This is a genomic window from Streptomyces sp. NBC_00019 (genome assembly GCF_045041015.1).
Taxonomy (GTDB): Bacteria; Actinomycetota; Actinomycetes; order Streptomycetales; family Streptomycetaceae; genus Streptomyces.
In genome coordinates, this window is the sequence record NZ_CP108302.1 from 143205 (window position 1) to 158238 (window position 15034).

The 15034-nt window shown below is 67.7% G+C and carries 10 protein-coding genes and 2 pseudogenes; 7 read left to right on the forward strand and 5 right to left on the reverse strand.

The window, feature by feature from the left end:
• Positions 1-10 precede the first annotated feature (10 nt).
• The 3 genes from OHU89_RS00715 to OHU89_RS00725 all read left to right on the forward strand — a co-directional run bounded on the left by OHU89_RS00715 (position 11) and on the right by OHU89_RS00725 (position 6122).
• Positions 11-4888, forward strand: coding sequence for a DNA repair ATPase (locus OHU89_RS00715; protein ID WP_405638836.1), 4878 nt, complete (start codon positions 11-13; stop codon positions 4886-4888).
• Position 4889: 1 nt separating this feature from the next.
• Positions 4890-5495: a hypothetical protein gene (locus OHU89_RS00720; RefSeq protein ID WP_405638838.1), complete on the forward strand. Its 606-nt coding sequence runs from the start codon at positions 4890-4892 to the stop codon at positions 5493-5495.
• A gap of 69 nt (positions 5496-5564) precedes the next feature.
• A complete protein-coding gene (locus tag OHU89_RS00725) occupies positions 5565-6122 on the forward strand; it encodes a hypothetical protein (RefSeq protein ID WP_405638839.1) in 558 nt (185 codons plus the stop codon).
• Positions 6123-6141: 19 nt separating this feature from the next.
• Here OHU89_RS00725 and OHU89_RS00730 read toward each other — a convergent pair whose 3' ends face one another.
• On the reverse strand, positions 6142-6618 hold the full coding sequence (locus OHU89_RS00730) for a CBS domain-containing protein (RefSeq protein ID WP_405638841.1): 477 nt from the start codon (positions 6616-6618) through the stop codon (positions 6142-6144).
• A gap of 226 nt (positions 6619-6844) precedes the next feature.
• Between OHU89_RS00730 and OHU89_RS00735 the strand changes: the two are divergent.
• Positions 6845-8032 (forward strand): annotated as a pseudogene (locus OHU89_RS00735) (RNA-guided endonuclease InsQ/TnpB family protein).
• A 215-nt stretch (positions 8033-8247) separates the two neighbouring features.
• On the opposite strand, the gene OHU89_RS00740 reads toward OHU89_RS00735, so the two are convergent.
• The 4 genes and pseudogenes from OHU89_RS00740 to OHU89_RS00755 all read right to left on the reverse strand — a co-directional run.
• Positions 8248-8649, reverse strand: a complete 402-nt coding sequence (locus OHU89_RS00740; protein WP_405638843.1) for a hypothetical protein — start codon at positions 8647-8649, stop codon at positions 8248-8250.
• Positions 8650-8785: 136 nt separating this feature from the next.
• On the reverse strand, positions 8786-10219 hold the full coding sequence (locus OHU89_RS00745; RefSeq protein ID WP_405638845.1) for a flotillin family protein: 1434 nt from the start codon (positions 10217-10219) through the stop codon (positions 8786-8788).
• Between the two features lie 105 nt (positions 10220-10324).
• Positions 10325-10840 carry a hypothetical protein gene (locus OHU89_RS00750; RefSeq protein WP_405654234.1) on the reverse strand — a complete coding sequence of 172 codons (516 nt, stop codon included), beginning with the start codon at positions 10838-10840 and terminating at the stop codon, positions 10325-10327.
• A 486-nt stretch (positions 10841-11326) separates the two neighbouring features.
• Positions 11327-11689 (reverse strand): annotated as a pseudogene (locus OHU89_RS00755) (transposase family protein); the annotation flags it as partial.
• A gap of 690 nt (positions 11690-12379) precedes the next feature.
• Between OHU89_RS00755 and OHU89_RS00760 the strand changes: the two are divergent.
• The 3 genes from OHU89_RS00760 (at position 12380) to OHU89_RS00770 (ending at position 15027) form a co-directional block, all read left to right on the forward strand.
• A complete protein-coding gene (locus OHU89_RS00760; RefSeq protein ID WP_405638847.1) occupies positions 12380-13291 on the forward strand; it encodes a radical SAM/SPASM domain-containing protein in 912 nt (303 codons plus the stop codon).
• A gap of 113 nt (positions 13292-13404) precedes the next feature.
• Positions 13405-14010 carry a hypothetical protein gene (locus tag OHU89_RS00765; protein ID WP_405638849.1) on the forward strand — a complete coding sequence of 202 codons (606 nt, stop codon included), beginning with the start codon at positions 13405-13407 and terminating at the stop codon, positions 14008-14010.
• Positions 14011-14313: 303 nt separating this feature from the next.
• Positions 14314-15027, forward strand: coding sequence for an ISAs1 family transposase (locus tag OHU89_RS00770; protein WP_405638851.1), 714 nt, complete (start codon positions 14314-14316; stop codon positions 15025-15027).
• Positions 15028-15034 lie beyond the last annotated feature (7 nt).

A 15034-nucleotide genomic window follows, 5' to 3' on the forward strand; every position in this document is an offset into this window, starting at 1 on the left:
AAGGAAGCTCATGACCACCGGTCTGGACACCGGCACGTACGAGGTGCTGCGCGACCGCCTGACCGCGCAGGCCACCGAACTCGCCCGCCGTGCCGAGGCGCTCAACGCCCGTCGCGCCGAGGAGTTCGGTGCGACGCGGCTGGAACTCGCCGGCACCGAGCGGCTGCGCACCGAGCACGCCTGTGTGCCCCGCGACATCGTCTCGGTCGGCGACGTGCTGCTCTTCGGACACAACGTCTTCCTCGGTCTCAAGCCGGAGACGGCCGTCGGCGACGTGTTCGCGCTGCACGACCGCGACCTGAACCGGCTGCCCGACGACGCCGTGCCCGGCCTGCTCGACGATCCGGCCTTCGTCCGCGACTTCGCCGCCCTCTACCGCTACTACCGCCAGACCCACCTCCTCCAACTCCGCCGCGTGGACGACAAGTTGCTGGCCGTCTTCCAGACCGGTGAGAAGGCCAGCGACATCCGGGTCCTGCGCTGGGCGCTGACCGACGGCGGTCGGGCGTCCTTTCTGGACGCGCGCGGCGACCGCGACCACGTCTTCCCGCCCTCCCACGACTTCGGGTGGACCGAGGCGACCCGCGAGGACCATGTCCTCGGCCGTCACCCGCATGTCTCCATCGACGGCGAGGTCTTCGTCGAGACGCTCGCAGCGACACTCACCCTCAAAGTCGAGAACAACACCGAGACGGGCGAGGGTATCTACGCCGAGCCGGTCGACGAGCCGCTGCAGTCCCTGGCCGACGCCGACATCGCGTACGCGCGCGTGGGCGCCCTCATCCTGCTGCGCATCCGCCCGTACAAGGAGGATGCCGACCGCCACCTGGTCTTCAACACCCTCACCAGGACGGTCGTCCGCCTCGACGGCATCGGCCAGGCCTGCCGCCGGCTGCCGGAAGACCAGGGCATCGTCTTCCCCGGCGGACACTGCCTCGCGACCGGCACATACAAGACGTTCGACGGCGTCGACAGCACGGACCTGGAGTTCGAGCGCGCCGTCCGCTCCCCGAACGGTGAGGACGTCCTCTTCGCCTTCCACGCGCGCGTGGAGGGCCGCAGCCTGCTGCTGCCGTACAACATGATCCGCAAGGAGGTCGCCACCCCGCTGTCCTGTCACGGCTGGGCGCTCCTCGACGACGGCTCCCTGATCGTGCTGCGTGCGGACAGTGACGAGCCGCAGCGCGTGCACCCCGTTCAGATGTGGCACTCCCCCTATGTCTCGGACACGCATGCCGCCGTCCAGCCCGTCGGTACCGGCCCGCTGGCCCGCGTCGGCAACGCCGACCTCGTACGCGGCATCTCCGACTGCCTGTCCATCACGCGCGCCGTGGCCGAGACGACCCCGACGAGCGAGGTGTACGACGCGCTGGCCACTGCGTGCGTCCGGGCCGTCGACTCCTACCACTGGCTGGGCGAACCCGAACTCGGCAATCTGCACGAGCCCTTGGAGCAGCTCAGGACTACCGCCGAGCAGGTGCTGGCCGAGTTCGAGACCGTCCAGGACCTCACCCGTCAGGCCGCCGACGCGCTCACCGAGGCGGCGTCCCAGGTCGCCGCGGTCGTACGGCGCCTGCGCGGCGAGGCCCCGCGCGGTGCCGCCGCCTGGGTGACCGGTCTGACCGACCTCCGGCACGCCCAGGGCCACTTGCTCACGCTCAAGGACCTGCGGTACGCGGACACCGCCCGCATCGACGAGCTCGCCGCCGACGCGGCAGCCGACCTCGCCGCCTTCGGTCAGCGGGCCGTCACGCACCTCGCCCGCGAGGACGCCTTCACCGACCGCCAAGCCGACATCGAGCAGTTCGTCACGGACGCCGAGGCGATCACCACCGTCGCCGAGGCGGGGCCCGTCGCCGCCCGCCTGGACGAACTCTCCGACCAGCTGCGCACGGTGACCGAGGTCGTCGCCGGACTCGACATCGCCGACGCCACGGTCCGTACGGCCATCCTGGAGCGGATTGCCGAGCTCCTGGGTGGTGTGAACCGGGCCCGTGCCACCCTCGAGGCCCGCCGCCGCGAGCTCCGTGACCGTGAGGGACGCGCGGAGTTCGCCGCCGAGTTCGCCCTCCTCGTCCAGGCCGTCACGGGCGCGCTCGCGGCCGCCCACAGCCCCGAGGCATGCGAGGAACACCTCGCGCGGATACTGGTGCAGTTGGAGAACCTGGAGTCCCGGTTCGCCGAGTGCGACGACTTCCTCAGCGAGCTCGCGGACAAGCGCGACGAGATCCACGAGGCGTTCTCCGCCCGCAAGCAGACCCTTGCCGACGCCCGAGCCCGTCGCGCCGAGCGCCTCGCCGACTCCGCCACACGCGTCCTGCAGACGGTCGCCCGTCGCGCCGCCACGCTCCCCGACGCGGACGCCGTCGCCACGTACTTCACCTCCGACCCGATGCCCGCCAAGGTCCGCCGTACTGCCGGTGAATTGCGTGAACTCGGCGACCAGGTAAGGGCGGAAGAGCTGGAGGGCCGTCTGAAGTCCGCTCGCCAGGAGGCGCTGCGCGCCCTGCGCGACCGCACCGACCTCTACGCGGACGACGGCCGCACCTTGCGGCTGGGCTCCCACCGTTTCGCCGTCAACACCCAGCCCCTGGACCTCACGCTGGTCCCGCACGACGACACCCTCGCCTTCGCACTCACCGGTACCGACTACCGCTCGCCGGTGACGGACCCCGCCTTCGCGGCCACCCGCCCGTACTGGGACCGCCCCCTGCCCTCGGAGTCACCGCAGGTCTACCGCGCCGAACACCTCGCCGCCCGGCTCCTCGACGAGCACGGCCCGGCGGCCCTCGCGGCAGCCGACGACCTGAGCAGCCTGGTCAGGCAGGCGGCGGAGGCGGCGTACGACGAGGGATACGAGCGCGGCGTCCACGACCACGACGCGATCCTGATCCTCACCGCGCTCCTGCGCCTGCACGAGGGCGCCGGCCCGCTGCGCCACGAACCAGCCGCCCGCGCTGCCGCCCAGATGTTCTGGGCGCACGGCACAACGGCCGAGGAGCGCGAGAGCTGGACCCGGCGCGCGCTGTCCATGGCCCGGGCGCGCGACACCTTCGGGCCGGCGCCCGCGATCAACGACCTGCGCGCCGAGCTGGCGCAATCCATCGGCGCGGACGCCGCGGCCGCCTACCTCTTCGAGGAGCTGACCTGCGGCCCCGACGGCTTCGTCGTCAGCGGTGGCACGCGTACGCTGCTCGACAAGTTCCGCCGCACGGTAGGTACGTCAGCCTATGACGACGACCTCGCCGCCCTCGACGACCTGACCGCCCGCCAGCAGTTGGTCGAGGCGTGGCTGACGTCGTACACCACCGCGACCGGTCTGGAAGTCACCTCCGGCGACCTGGCCGAGGCGGTCGCCGCCGAGCTCTGCCCAGGCCTGGTCCGCTACGAGTGCAACGCGCCGCTGACCGAGACCGTCGAGGGCGTGCTCGGTTCCCACCCGCGCATCGACGGCCGCACGCTCACGGTCCGCGTCGACGGGTTCCTCGCCCGCACAAGGCAATTCCGCACTCACGAGGTCCCTGCCCACCGCGCCTACCAGCGCCACCGCACGGCACTGGTGGCCGCCGAGCGCACCCGCCTCCGCCTGGACGAGTACCGGCCGCGGGTGATGTCCGCGTTCGTGCGCGGCAGGCTCATCGACGAGGTGTACCTGCCGCTGGTCGGCGACAGCCTCGCCAAGCAGCTCGGCGCGACCGGTGAGTCGAAGCGCACCGACACCGGCGGACTGCTCCTGTTGATCTCCCCGCCGGGCTACGGCAAGACCACACTCATGGAGTACGTCGCCGACCGGCTCGGCCTGCTCCTGGTGAAGATCAACGGGCCGGCGCTGGGCCACGCGGTCACCTCACTCGACCCGGCCGAGGCCCCGAACGCCACGGCCCGCCAAGAGGTCGAGAAGATCAACTTCGCGCTGGAGGCGGGCAACAACACCCTGCTCTGCCTGGACGACATCCAGCACACCTCGCCCGAGCTGCTCCAGAAGTTCATCCCGCTGTGCGACGCCACCCGCCGCATCGAGGGCGTCCAAAACGGCGAGCCGCGCACCTACGACCTGCGCGGCAAGCGGTTCGCCGTGTGCATGGCCGGCAATCCCTACACGGAGTCCGGCAGCCGCTTCCGCGTGCCCGACATGCTCGCCAACCGCGCCGACGTGTGGAACCTCGGGGATGTCCTGACCGGCAAGGAGGACGCCTTCGCACTGAGCTTCATCGAGAACGCCCTTGCCGCCAACCCGGTCCTCGCCCCGCTCGCCGCCCGCGACCGAGCCGACCTCGGCCTGCTCGTCCGCCTCGCCCAGGACGACGCCACGGCCCGCGCCGACCGGCTCACCCACCCGTACGCGCCCGCCGAGCTGGAGCGCATCCTTGCCGTGCTCCGCCACCTGCTGACGGCCCGGGAGACGGTCCTCGCGGTGAACGCCGCCTACATCGCCTCGGCCGCCCAATCCGATACCACCCGCACCGAGCCGCCGTTCCAACTCCAGGGCTCCTACCGCAACATGAACAAGCTCGCCCAGCGCATCCAGCCGGTCATGAACGACGCCGAACTGGCCGCGCTGATCGACGACCACTACACGTCCGAGGCCCAGACCCTCACCACCGGCGCCGAGGCCAACCTGCTGAAACTGGCCGAATTGCGCGGCGTTCTCACCACCGAACAGGCGGCACGCTGGGCCGAGGTGAAAGCAGCATCTGTGCGCGCGCAGGCTCTGGGAGGCCCGGAAGGCGACCAGCTCGCCCGGGCCATCGCCGCGCTCGGCCTGCTCGGCGATCGGATCGCCGCCGTGGAGACGGCGATCAACCGCGCCGCCGACCCGCGCCTTCTCATCGTGAACCCGACAGCCCTGCACGCGGTCCGCCCGGCGCCGGGCGCCGGGGGGCAGTGAGGTGCCCAGCACTCGTCCGGCACCGCGTCCCCACGAGGTGCCCGAAGCAGCCACGGCCCGCCGACGGGCGCGGGCCGGTGCGGGCCTGATGCTGGCGCTGTTCGTGCTGCCCTTCGCCATCGCCGGCCTGCCCCAGGCCCGCCCGGCGGTGGTGGTGGCGCTGGGGCTGGTGGCCGGTCCGCTGGGACTGCTGTTGCTCGGCGAGCTCGGCCAGGAACGCCCTCCGACGCGCCACTCGACGACCAGAATCACCGCACGGACCCTGACCGGCGTGCGGTCCGTCGACCTGAACCACCTCAGCAGCGTCCGACTGCTGACGACGTTCTCGTACGGCAGCACCTACCGCACACTTCTCGTCCGCGACGTCCACGGGGTACGGCTCGGCGTCACCTCCGCCGCCGGCCGGCGCGCCCTGCGCAAGGCGCTCGCACGCCGGACAGACGATCCGACGCGTCGGCGCCCTCAGGTGAGCCGGGCAGCCCGTGCCTACCTCCGGGCCGACAGGCCAGGTCACCTCGCCCTGCACACCACCCTCATGTTCCTCACCCAGGTGGGGGCAATCTGCGCCTACGTCCTGGCGCAACTCGAGGTCGCCGGCGTCGCATGACACGGCGACCAGGGGCCCGGCGTGTCACAACCGCAGACACAGGCCGGTGCCGTGCCTAATGTGACCCGTATGCAACGGCGCATCAACAAGCGTGCCTCCGTGAGCGGCACGCCCCGCACGGATGTCGGCCTGGCGGTCCATGACCGGTACTGGGCACGGGAGTTGCGCAGCGCGGTGCTCTGCGGCGTACTGCTCTTCGGGGCACTGGAGCTGCTCGACTGGGGGTTCGTGCGGCACACCCTCGTGCGCACCAGCTGGTGGGCCGCGCTCGCCGTGCTGCTCCTGATCATCTTGACGCCGCCGCGGGTGAGCACAGCCGACGGCGGACTCAGCGCACGCGGACTCATGACCTGCCAACGGGTGCGCACCGACCGCTTGGTGAGCGTGCATATCTCCGAAGGCGTCGCCCCACGGCTGATCCTCACAGACACGTCCGGCGGACGGCTGGTCCTGGACCCACGCGTCCTGGTCGCCAACCCGTTGCTGTGGCACCAACTGGATCAGGGCGCGCATCGGTCCCAGGAACTGGGGACACTACGGTGCGGCATGCCCTGGCTGGAACGCCTGGGACAGCGGATCGACACCGAGGTGTGCCGCGGCATCCTCCAGACCTCCGGCCTGGAGTAGATCTGCGGCCAGGGTCCCGTTACGTGGGGCTCGCCGCTCCTGCGGCACCGAGGAGTTCGTGCAGCAGATGCGAGGCCGTGATGACACCCAGCAGATGAGTACCATCCTTCGCCTTCTCCGCCACAGCCACCAGCGGGCTGCGCACCTGCGCCATCAGCGCGGCCACCTCCAGCGCGGTGTCATCCGGGTCTGCGATCGGCGGCGGGGCCGCCTTGCTGGACAAACAGTCCCCCACAGTGCGGCCCGCCAGCGCCTGGCAGAGCCGGTCGGCGTGCTTCTCGTCGACGACCGCCGCGAGCGTCGGGTCCTCGACCACGTAAGCCGGCACCAGCACCTTGACCATCTGGGAGGCGGGCAGAATCGCCTTCGGCTCTCCCCGCTCGTCGAGTACCAACAGGCCGGGCAGCCTGTGCTCGGCCATCAGGCGGGCCGCTTCCATGGCGTCGCTGTCGACGCTCACCGTTTCGTATCCGACCGCCAGGTCACGAGCGCGCACGGCGGGCTCCTCATCTACTGGAAATGTTCCCTGCCCTCAGCTTCGTACGGATCGCGGGAGCGGGCCAGGTCATCGGAACCTTTCGTGGATACCCCCGGCTTCAGCCGGGGGAGGAAACGAAACTCCTGCGGAGCAGGGCAAGGGGCTGGGATGCGCCGCCGGGGCGGATCGCAGTGCTCTGACCGGCAGGTTTGATCGCTGCCTGTGGTCTGGCTAGTTTGTGGGCGTGGCCGTGCACCCTGTGAAGCGGGCGTTCAAATACCGCTTCTATCCGAGTGATGTGCAGGCGACGGAGCTGCTGCGGACGTTTGGTTGCATGCGCAAGGTCTACAACCTGGCGCTCGCCGCCCGGACCGAGGCATGGGCACGCCAAAAGCGGTTCGACTACGACGCTACTTCGGCGATGTTGACGGCGTGGAAGAAGACGGAGGAGCTGGCGTTCCTCAACGAGGTGTCGTCGGTGCCACTGCAGCAGACGCTGCGCCCCCTGCAAAGCGCGTTCGCCCACTTCTTCGCCAAGCGGGCGAAGTACCCGCGCTTCAAGTCGCGCAAGACGTCGCGGAAGTCGGCGGAGTACACCACCAGCGGGTTCCGCTTCCGCGACGGCGCCCTGACGCTGGCGAAGATGACGGACCCGCTGGACGTTGTGTGGTCTCGGCCGCTGCCTGAGGGGGCGAAGCCGTCTACGGTGACCGTGTCGCAGGACGCGGCCGGGCGTTGGTTCGTCTCGATCCTGTGCGAGGACCCCCGTGTCGGGCCGCTTCCCGCCGCGGATGCGGTGGTCGGGATCGATGTCGGCCTGGGCCACCTACTGACCCTGTCCACGGGGGAGAAGGTCGCCAACCCCCGGCATGAGCGCCGTGACCGGGCCCGGCTGGCCAGGGCGCAGCGGGAGCTGTCCCGCAAGGCCAAGGGCTCGGCGAACCGGGAGTAGCCCCGCCGTCGGGTCCATGCGCGGATCGCCGACCGGCGCCGGGACCTGCTCCACCAGCTGACGACTCGGCTCGTGCGTGAAAATCAAACCCTCGTGATCGAGGACCTGACCGTGACCAACATGGTCAGGAACCGTCCGCTCGCCCGGGCTATTTCGGATGCGGGCTGGCGTGAGTTCCGCTCGATGCTGGAGTACAAGGCGGCCTGGTACGGGCGGGAAGTGATCGCGGTGGACCGCTACTTCCCCTCCACCAGGCTGTGCTCCGGCTGCGGCAGCCTGCGGGAGAGGATGCCGCTCAGCGTCCGTGCCTGGACGTGTGGGAACTGCGGGATGGCCCATGACCGGGACGTGAACGCGGCGAAGAACCTTCTGGCCGCCGGGCTGGCGGCGACGGTCTGTGGAGGCGGTGTAAGACCTCAACGGAGTTCTCCGGGCGGGCAGTCGGCGATGAAGCAGAAAACCCCACGGCGCGAGCCGTAGGACTCCTCCTCGTTCACGAGGAGGAGGAAGTCAACGAAGCCTGGATCGTGCTCACCGGGTGGGTACTCGCCCTGGTGATCGGCCTGCTGGCGGGTCTGGGCGCGGCGGACGCGGCGGAGCGGGCCGCCGATCGGTGGCCACGGCGGAGCCCGGCGAGAGCAAGCGCCGTCGCGGCGAGCGCAATGCCGGTCGTCGCGCGGGCCGTCGGGCGTGCCTTACGCGTTCGGGTCACCGGTTCTCCGTCTTGGCTGTGTCTGCCGAGCGACCTCGGCGCCGTCCGCTGGCGGCATCCCGTCAAGTTCCCGCGACTGAACAGCCCTTCGGTAGAACCACTCCCCCAGCCACGAGCCGCTCATCAGCCCCGCGGCGAACATCAAAAGTCCGACCTGCACGATGGCCCCGAAGAACGCAGCGTCCTGGGTATCGAGGCCACTCCGCCACAACAGCGGAACGATCAGCCCACCGGCCCAGATCACCAGCAGCGCCACGCCCCGCACGCGAATGCCCCACGGAGCGGTACGACGCCGCACCGACTTGGGCGCCCAGCCGCGCAACGACGCGATCGCCAAGGGCAGAACACATGCCGACCAGCCGGTCAGCCAAAGCCACAAGAACACCGTTCGCACTCCATATCGGAAAGCCGCCCGACAGCCGAAGAACTCGCACGACCACCCCGGCGCGACCAAGGCACCTTCGACCTCGAGCCCGGACAGCTCAGGGCCGCCCGGGCTCGCTCTGCCCCAAGTACCGCTGTCAGCCGGTGATCTCGACCTTCCCGTTGGCCTCGGCGGATGCCGTGGTCGTGGGCTGCGAACCGCTGCCCCGATGAGTGATGTTCTTCAGCAGTTCGGCGAGGTCGACTCCGGTGGTGGAGCTGAGGAGCTCGACTCCCTGGGCCACGTTGTCGGCGACAGTGCGCGACAGCTGGCTGGCGCCGTCGGTGGAGATCACCGTCATCTTGTCGATGGCGCTGAGCGGCTCGGACGCCTTGGCGACCACCTGCGGCAGCACCTCGACGAGCATCTGCAGTACGGCCGCGTCGCCGTACTGGGCGAACGCGTCGGCCTTCTTCTGCATCGCCTCGGCCTCGGCGGCACCCTTGGCACCGATGGCGGCGGCCTCGGCCTCGCCTTCCATACGGACCGCATCGGCGAGCGCGGCACGGTGTGCCTTCTCGCCTTCACCGGTCAGCCTCGACCGCTGGGCGTCCGCCTCGGCCTGCTTGACCAGGGCGATCCGGCGGGCTTCGGCCTCCTGCTCGGCCTGGTAGCGCGCGGCGTCGGCGGGCTTGCGGACCTTGGTGTCCAACTCGCGGTCGGTCAGCGCGGCCTGGCGCTCGGCGACCTTCTCCTGCTCGCTCAGGACCTCCTGGCTGCGCGCGGCCTCGGCCAGCGGACCCGCGGCAGCGGCGCGCGCGGCGGCCTCGTCGGTCTCAGCCTTGATCTCGGCCTGCTTGAGCGCGAACGTCCGCTGCGCGATCGCGATCTCCTCCTCGGCCTTCAGCCGCGCCTGCTCGGCGGCCCGCCGGGCCACCGCCTCGGCAATGTCGGCCTCCTGCTTGGCGCGCGCGGCCTCCGGCCGACCGAGGTCCTCCAGGTAGGAGCCCTCGGTGGTGATGTCCTGGATCTGGAAGGCGTCCAGCACCAGGCCCTGCCCGGACAGACTCGCCTCCGCCTCCTCGGCGACCTGCCCGGCGAAGGCCGCCCGGTCGCGGATGATGTCCTCCACTGACATCCGGCCCACGATCGCACGCAGCGCACCCGAGAGCACTTCCTGAGTGAAGCCGACGATGCCGTCCTGCTGCATCAAAAACCGCTGGGCCGCGGCCCGGATGGAGTCCTCGCTGCCACCGACCTTGACGATGGCGACGCCTTCGAGATGAGCCTTGACCCCGCGCAGCGTGACGGCACCGCGCACCGCGACCGGGATATGACGCGAGGACAGGTCGAGCGTGAACTTCTGTTGCACGAACGGCACGACGAACACGCCGCCGCCGACCACGACCTTCTGCCCGCTGTTGTCGGTGAAGATCCGGCCGGTCTCCGGATCGGTGGACTTCTTGCCGCGCCGCCCTGTGACGATGAACGCCTCACTGGGTCCGGCAACCTTGTACCGGGTGACGACGACGAGCGCCAAAAGGATGAGGAGTACGACGACTCCTACCACGGCGATGACGACTGAACTCATGGTGATTCCCCCTCAGCCTTCCCAGGGGAGGGCAGATCGATATGGGTCTTGCGGAACAGAAGGAGTGATTTCGAACCGGAGCCTGGGACGAGACAGCTCGGTTGGTCAGCGTTCGACCTGGCGTACGGCAACCGCTGTGTGCGACAGGGTCGCTTCCACCCAGACCTCGGCGCCGCGTGCCACGGCAACCGGGCTCTTCGCCGAGAGTTTCACCGGTAGGCCGGCCAAGCGAACCAACACCTCGCCGTAGCCGTCGGCCGGAATGGCGGTAACTACCGATCCGGAGATGCCGATCAGGTCGTCGTCGCGAGGAGCGGCGCCGGAACGGTCGCTCAGCAGCGCACGGCTGAGGCGATAGGTGAGCCAGCCGGTGGCGAGCCCTGCAGGCACTCCGACCGCAGTGGCACCGAGCACTCCCACCCCGGTCGTGCCCATGGCGATCGCACTGGAGAACCCGACCATGGAGACGAACCCCGCGATGACCGGAAGCGACAGCCACCCGTCGAACAGACCGTCCAGCGCGTTGACGCCTTCGAAGAGCCCCTCAAGAACACCGTCGAAGACGAGGGACAGGACGAGGAGTACAACCCCCGCGATGCCGAGACCAAGAAGCCAAGCCATAGTGTCCACCTCCTCTCCTCGCCACCACCGTGCTGGTGAACGTATGCTCGCACGCCGAGTGCGCCTGGAACATTGCCTTGTTCCGGCAATCTTTACCCGGTTTTGATGCCGTGCTCTTACCACCCCGATCCCGCAGCTCACAGCACGTTCCGGGTAGAGAATCCGGCGTATCAAACTCGCGCGGAGGTAGGCGCCGTGGGCGTGCTGGGTGTGCAGGGCGTCTGTGGTCAGCACGGTGTTCTCCAGGGCGATGGTGTCCAGCAGGGGCTGGAAGGAGGGGATTTCGTTGCTCTTGGAGGCGACCTGCCGCTGGGCCAGGACCACGCCGTGGTGGTCCATCGCGGCCAGCAGCTGGATCGCGGTGGCCGTGGTGGTACGGGAGCCGCGCACGGTCTTGCCGTCGACCGCGATCGCCCGCAACGACAGCTTCGGCGGTGGCTCGGGCAGTTGCGGCGGTGGTGTTCTGGCCTGGAGGTATGCGCCGATGGCCGCGTCGAGGGCGTCGCCGTCGACGCGTTGGAGCAGGCGGCGGACCGTGGCCGCGTGCGGCGTCGGCCGGATGCCGGTGAGCGGGTCGGCCGGGAAGCCGAGGACCCTCAGGACGGGCTGCGGGGCGTCCGCTATCCATTCGCCGATCGCGATGAGGGAGAGTGCGCCGGTCAGGACTGCGGCGGCGGCCGCACAAAGCAGCGGGAGCAAGGGATACCGCCGCCCCCGCAGGCCGCGTGGATCGGGTACCCAGATCAGGAAGCGGCGCAGGTCGGCGGCGTCCTGCTGGGTGCTGCGGAGGTTCGGGAGGGCCAGTTGTCCCAGCCTGGTAGGCGTGGGCGATGATGTTCGGGCAGGCACGGTCTCGCTCGGGTCTCATGGGTCTCGACAACCACATGATCACCAGCACCGTGCCTGCGCTGCTTCCCGGGAACCTCTCACCCTGTACCGAGACATGACGTCAAGTCATACGCAAGACCGGCGAACCGGACCGATCTCGAATACACAATGCCCCCCTCCCGGACACCACTTGGGCCGGTATTCGGTCACCAGCCGGGCACCGCGCGGCGGGCACACCTTGAGCGCTCGCTCAAGATTCCGAAGAACACAACCCGAAAGGGCCGAAGGGCCCTAGCGCCGAATCGGCCCAAGCTGTCCTCTGGTGGCATGGCAGTTTTTGGGCTGGGCCGAAAAAGCGGGTCGGTCCTTCCGGTTTCTCGGGACAATGTCCATGACATCGCTCACCGATAATCACCGCCCGGGGAGTGCGATCCCGAATGAGCGTTCCTGCCAGAATGAGCATTGCCCATCTTTGCTTGCAGTGGGTCCGGGCGGGTGGAATTCCCGTGAGGGGTGATCTTCAGTGAAGTTCGACGCCAAGTCGATTGTCTCCAGTTGTCTCCCGTTGGCTTCTGCAGCGAAGCCAACAAGCGAGACAACTGGGGAGAGTGACTCCTTCTGTGGCCAGAGCGCCACCATCTTCGTTCCGCTAAGTAACGCATCTCCCACCCTCGGAGGATATTTGCCAAGTCGCTCACCACAGTTCGACTCATGGTGGACCTGATGGCAACAGACATCGGCGACGATGATCCGTCAGTCGCGATCGGGAGTTCCGGCGATGGCATTTCAGGAGACTTCTTCTCGGTCATTGAGATCGAGGTGGGGTCGCGGTGCAACAGGAGATGCCCCTACTGCCCAGTATCACTCTTTCCCTATCCACCGGTGGCCAAGTTTATGCCACAAGAAGTGTATTCTGCAGTTCTGGCGGAACTCCAGAAACTCTCCTTTGGGGGGCGGGTATCCTATCACTTCTACAACGAACCCCTCATAAGGAAGGACCTCCATATTCTCGTGGAGAAGATGCGCACCTCCGCGCCGCAAGCTCTGCAAGTTGTGTACACAAACGGGGACTATCTGACGGATGCCAGATACCATCAGCTCCGAAAGGCCGGAGTGGACTACTTCATTGTGACACTACACAAGTCCCGCCCTTACCCGAGCCGCCCATTTCAGACGGTTAAGCAGGTCGAAGACCTCGTCCTCTCAAATCGAGGCGGAACACTAGTGCACCTCCCTGCTCCGACGGAAATGGACAGCAGAACACCTTGCTACGCTCCCCGCGACTTGTGCGTAGTGACGGTGAACGGCGATGTCGTGCTGTGCTGTGAAGACTATAAACGCGAGGAGGTTTACGGAAACGTACTGGAGACTTCTCTGTGGGAGATCTGGCACAGCGAGAGACTCGTCGAGGTGAGACGCAGGCTTGAGTCCGGACAGCGTGCGGGCGCTACATCGATCTGCGGCCGCTGCTCGAACATCGCGCATGCTCAGCCGGGAATATCAACGGTTGTGGAGCCGTTTGGACGAGTCGTCGACCTGCCAAGCCTGAAACGGGAATCTGAAGCTGCGCGCCTGCTTCCAGAAGGTCAAGACCTATCCATTGACGCAAGATTGCCCGATTGAACCGCCTGAGCTGCAGCGGCGATGGAGGGTGAATCTTCGATGCGCCCGATGGGGCGACCTGTCGCCCCATGTCAAGAATGGCGGAACGGGTAATGTCAAACATAATCGCTGCCATGCTCGGAATAATTACGGGCACATTCGTGGCAATCGGCGTTGACGTATTCCGCTACATCTATTTTGCACCCAAGCTCGTCATTGGTCTTGACAGGCCAGAAGAGGGCGCAAACTACAGCTGTCATAGCGTGGTCGTTCGCAATATAGGCCGCAGGGTCGCTATCAGTGTTCAAGGATTCGTGACCGTCGAAAATCTTTCCCCCTCTCACCTGATGCCCACCTCAGACATTAAATCGAGTGCAGACCTTGGCCTCGACCTGCAGAAGTTTGGCATCATTGGCGCCGAAACGGTCTATCTTAACTCCTGCACATTTCGCACTATATCAGACGAGCCTCTGGCATGGTCGGCGGTCGGATCCCGCAGTACAATTGATATCTATCCGAAGGCCAGTCGACTCTTGGATGTCTGTCGCTTCATAAAGTCGGAACCTCAACAGATTCACATACCTTCGATGTTTGGTTGGCAGGCGCTCTTGGCCGTCCTCAAACCTGACGTCTACTCGCTTACTATTCGTGTAGTGGCGACTACCGGGAAGGAAGCGCATCAGCGATTCCAGCTCTGCTGCAACGGGAAGGATATCTCGCTTGCACCGTTACCGGGATAATGACGGCCATCAGGACGACGAGTGGCTGGATGGCTACGTCGCTGAGTTCTTTCCAATCTGATTGCGGCCCCCAGCTGTTGGTGGCTACGGGCTGTTCGGTCGGCTGCTGTGGGCTTCGGCGGTCTTACCCAGATCTACTACGTGGGGATAGTGCACACGGGGGTTCGCTACTGGCGCGGCTGGGCCGTGACCTACGTGCCTGATGCGATATTCCGGGGACCCATTCAGCCCGGATCCACCGGCTTGGTGGCTGTGGATCCGGGCTCAGACGCGGAATGGTCGGAGGCGGTTCGGCGGTGTGGCATGGACACCGGGCAGCAGGAGCGGGAGTTGGCGAACCTGCGGGCTCTGCTCATCAGTTACAACGGCCGGAACGAAATCCCCTCCTTCCAGCCCCTGCTGGACACCATCGCCCTGGAGAACACCGTGCTGACCACAGACGCCCTGCACACCCAGCACGCCCACGGCGCCTACCTCCGCGCGCGCGGCGCCCACTACCTGGCCGTCGTCAAGAAGAATCATCCTGGTCTGTATGCGCAGGTCAGGAAGCTGCTGTGGGCCAACGTCCCGCTGGAGGACCGCACCCGCGACACGGCACACCACCGCGGGGAAATCCGCCGGCTCAAGGCCGCAGTCTTCCGCCACCTCGACTATCCCGGCGCCCGCCAGGCCATCCAAGTCGTCCGATGGCGACGGGAGCTGAGTACGGGCAAGCTCACTGTCGAGCGGGTCTACGTGATCACCAGCCTGGACATCTACGACGCCACCCCGGCCCAGCTGGCCGCCTGGATCAGAGGCCACTGGGGCATCGAGAACCTCCCGCACCACGTCCGTGACCGCACCTTCCGCGAGGACAACTCCAAGGTCCGCACCGGCCACCTGCCCCGCACCATGGCCGGCCTGCGCAACCTCGCCATCAGCGTCTTCCGCCAGAACGGCGAGACCAACATCGCCGCCGCCCTCCGCCGCACCAGCCGCGACTACCACCGCCCGCTGTCAGCCCTCGGCCTCATGTGATCAACCC

Bases quoted from the DNA above. Each gene is read 5' to 3' on its own strand.
- OHU89_RS00745 (WP_405638845.1), bottom strand. From the start codon at position 10,219: ATGAGTTCAGTCGTCATCGCCGTGGTAGGAGTCGTCGTACTCCTCATC.
- OHU89_RS00770 (WP_405638851.1), top strand. From the start codon at position 14,314: ATGGACACCGGGCAGCAGGAGCGGGAGTTGGCGAACCTGCGGGCTCTG.
- OHU89_RS00715 (WP_405638836.1), top strand. From the start codon at position 11: ATGACCACCGGTCTGGACACCGGCACGTACGAGGTGCTGCGCGACCGC.
- OHU89_RS00725 (WP_405638839.1), top strand. From the start codon at position 5,565: ATGCAACGGCGCATCAACAAGCGTGCCTCCGTGAGCGGCACGCCCCGC.
- OHU89_RS00760 (WP_405638847.1), top strand. From the start codon at position 12,380: ATGGTGGACCTGATGGCAACAGACATCGGCGACGATGATCCGTCAGTC.
- OHU89_RS00765 (WP_405638849.1), top strand. From the start codon at position 13,405: ATGCTCGGAATAATTACGGGCACATTCGTGGCAATCGGCGTTGACGTA.
- OHU89_RS00750 (WP_405654234.1), bottom strand. From the start codon at position 10,840: ATGGCTTGGCTTCTTGGTCTCGGCATCGCGGGGGTTGTACTCCTCGTC.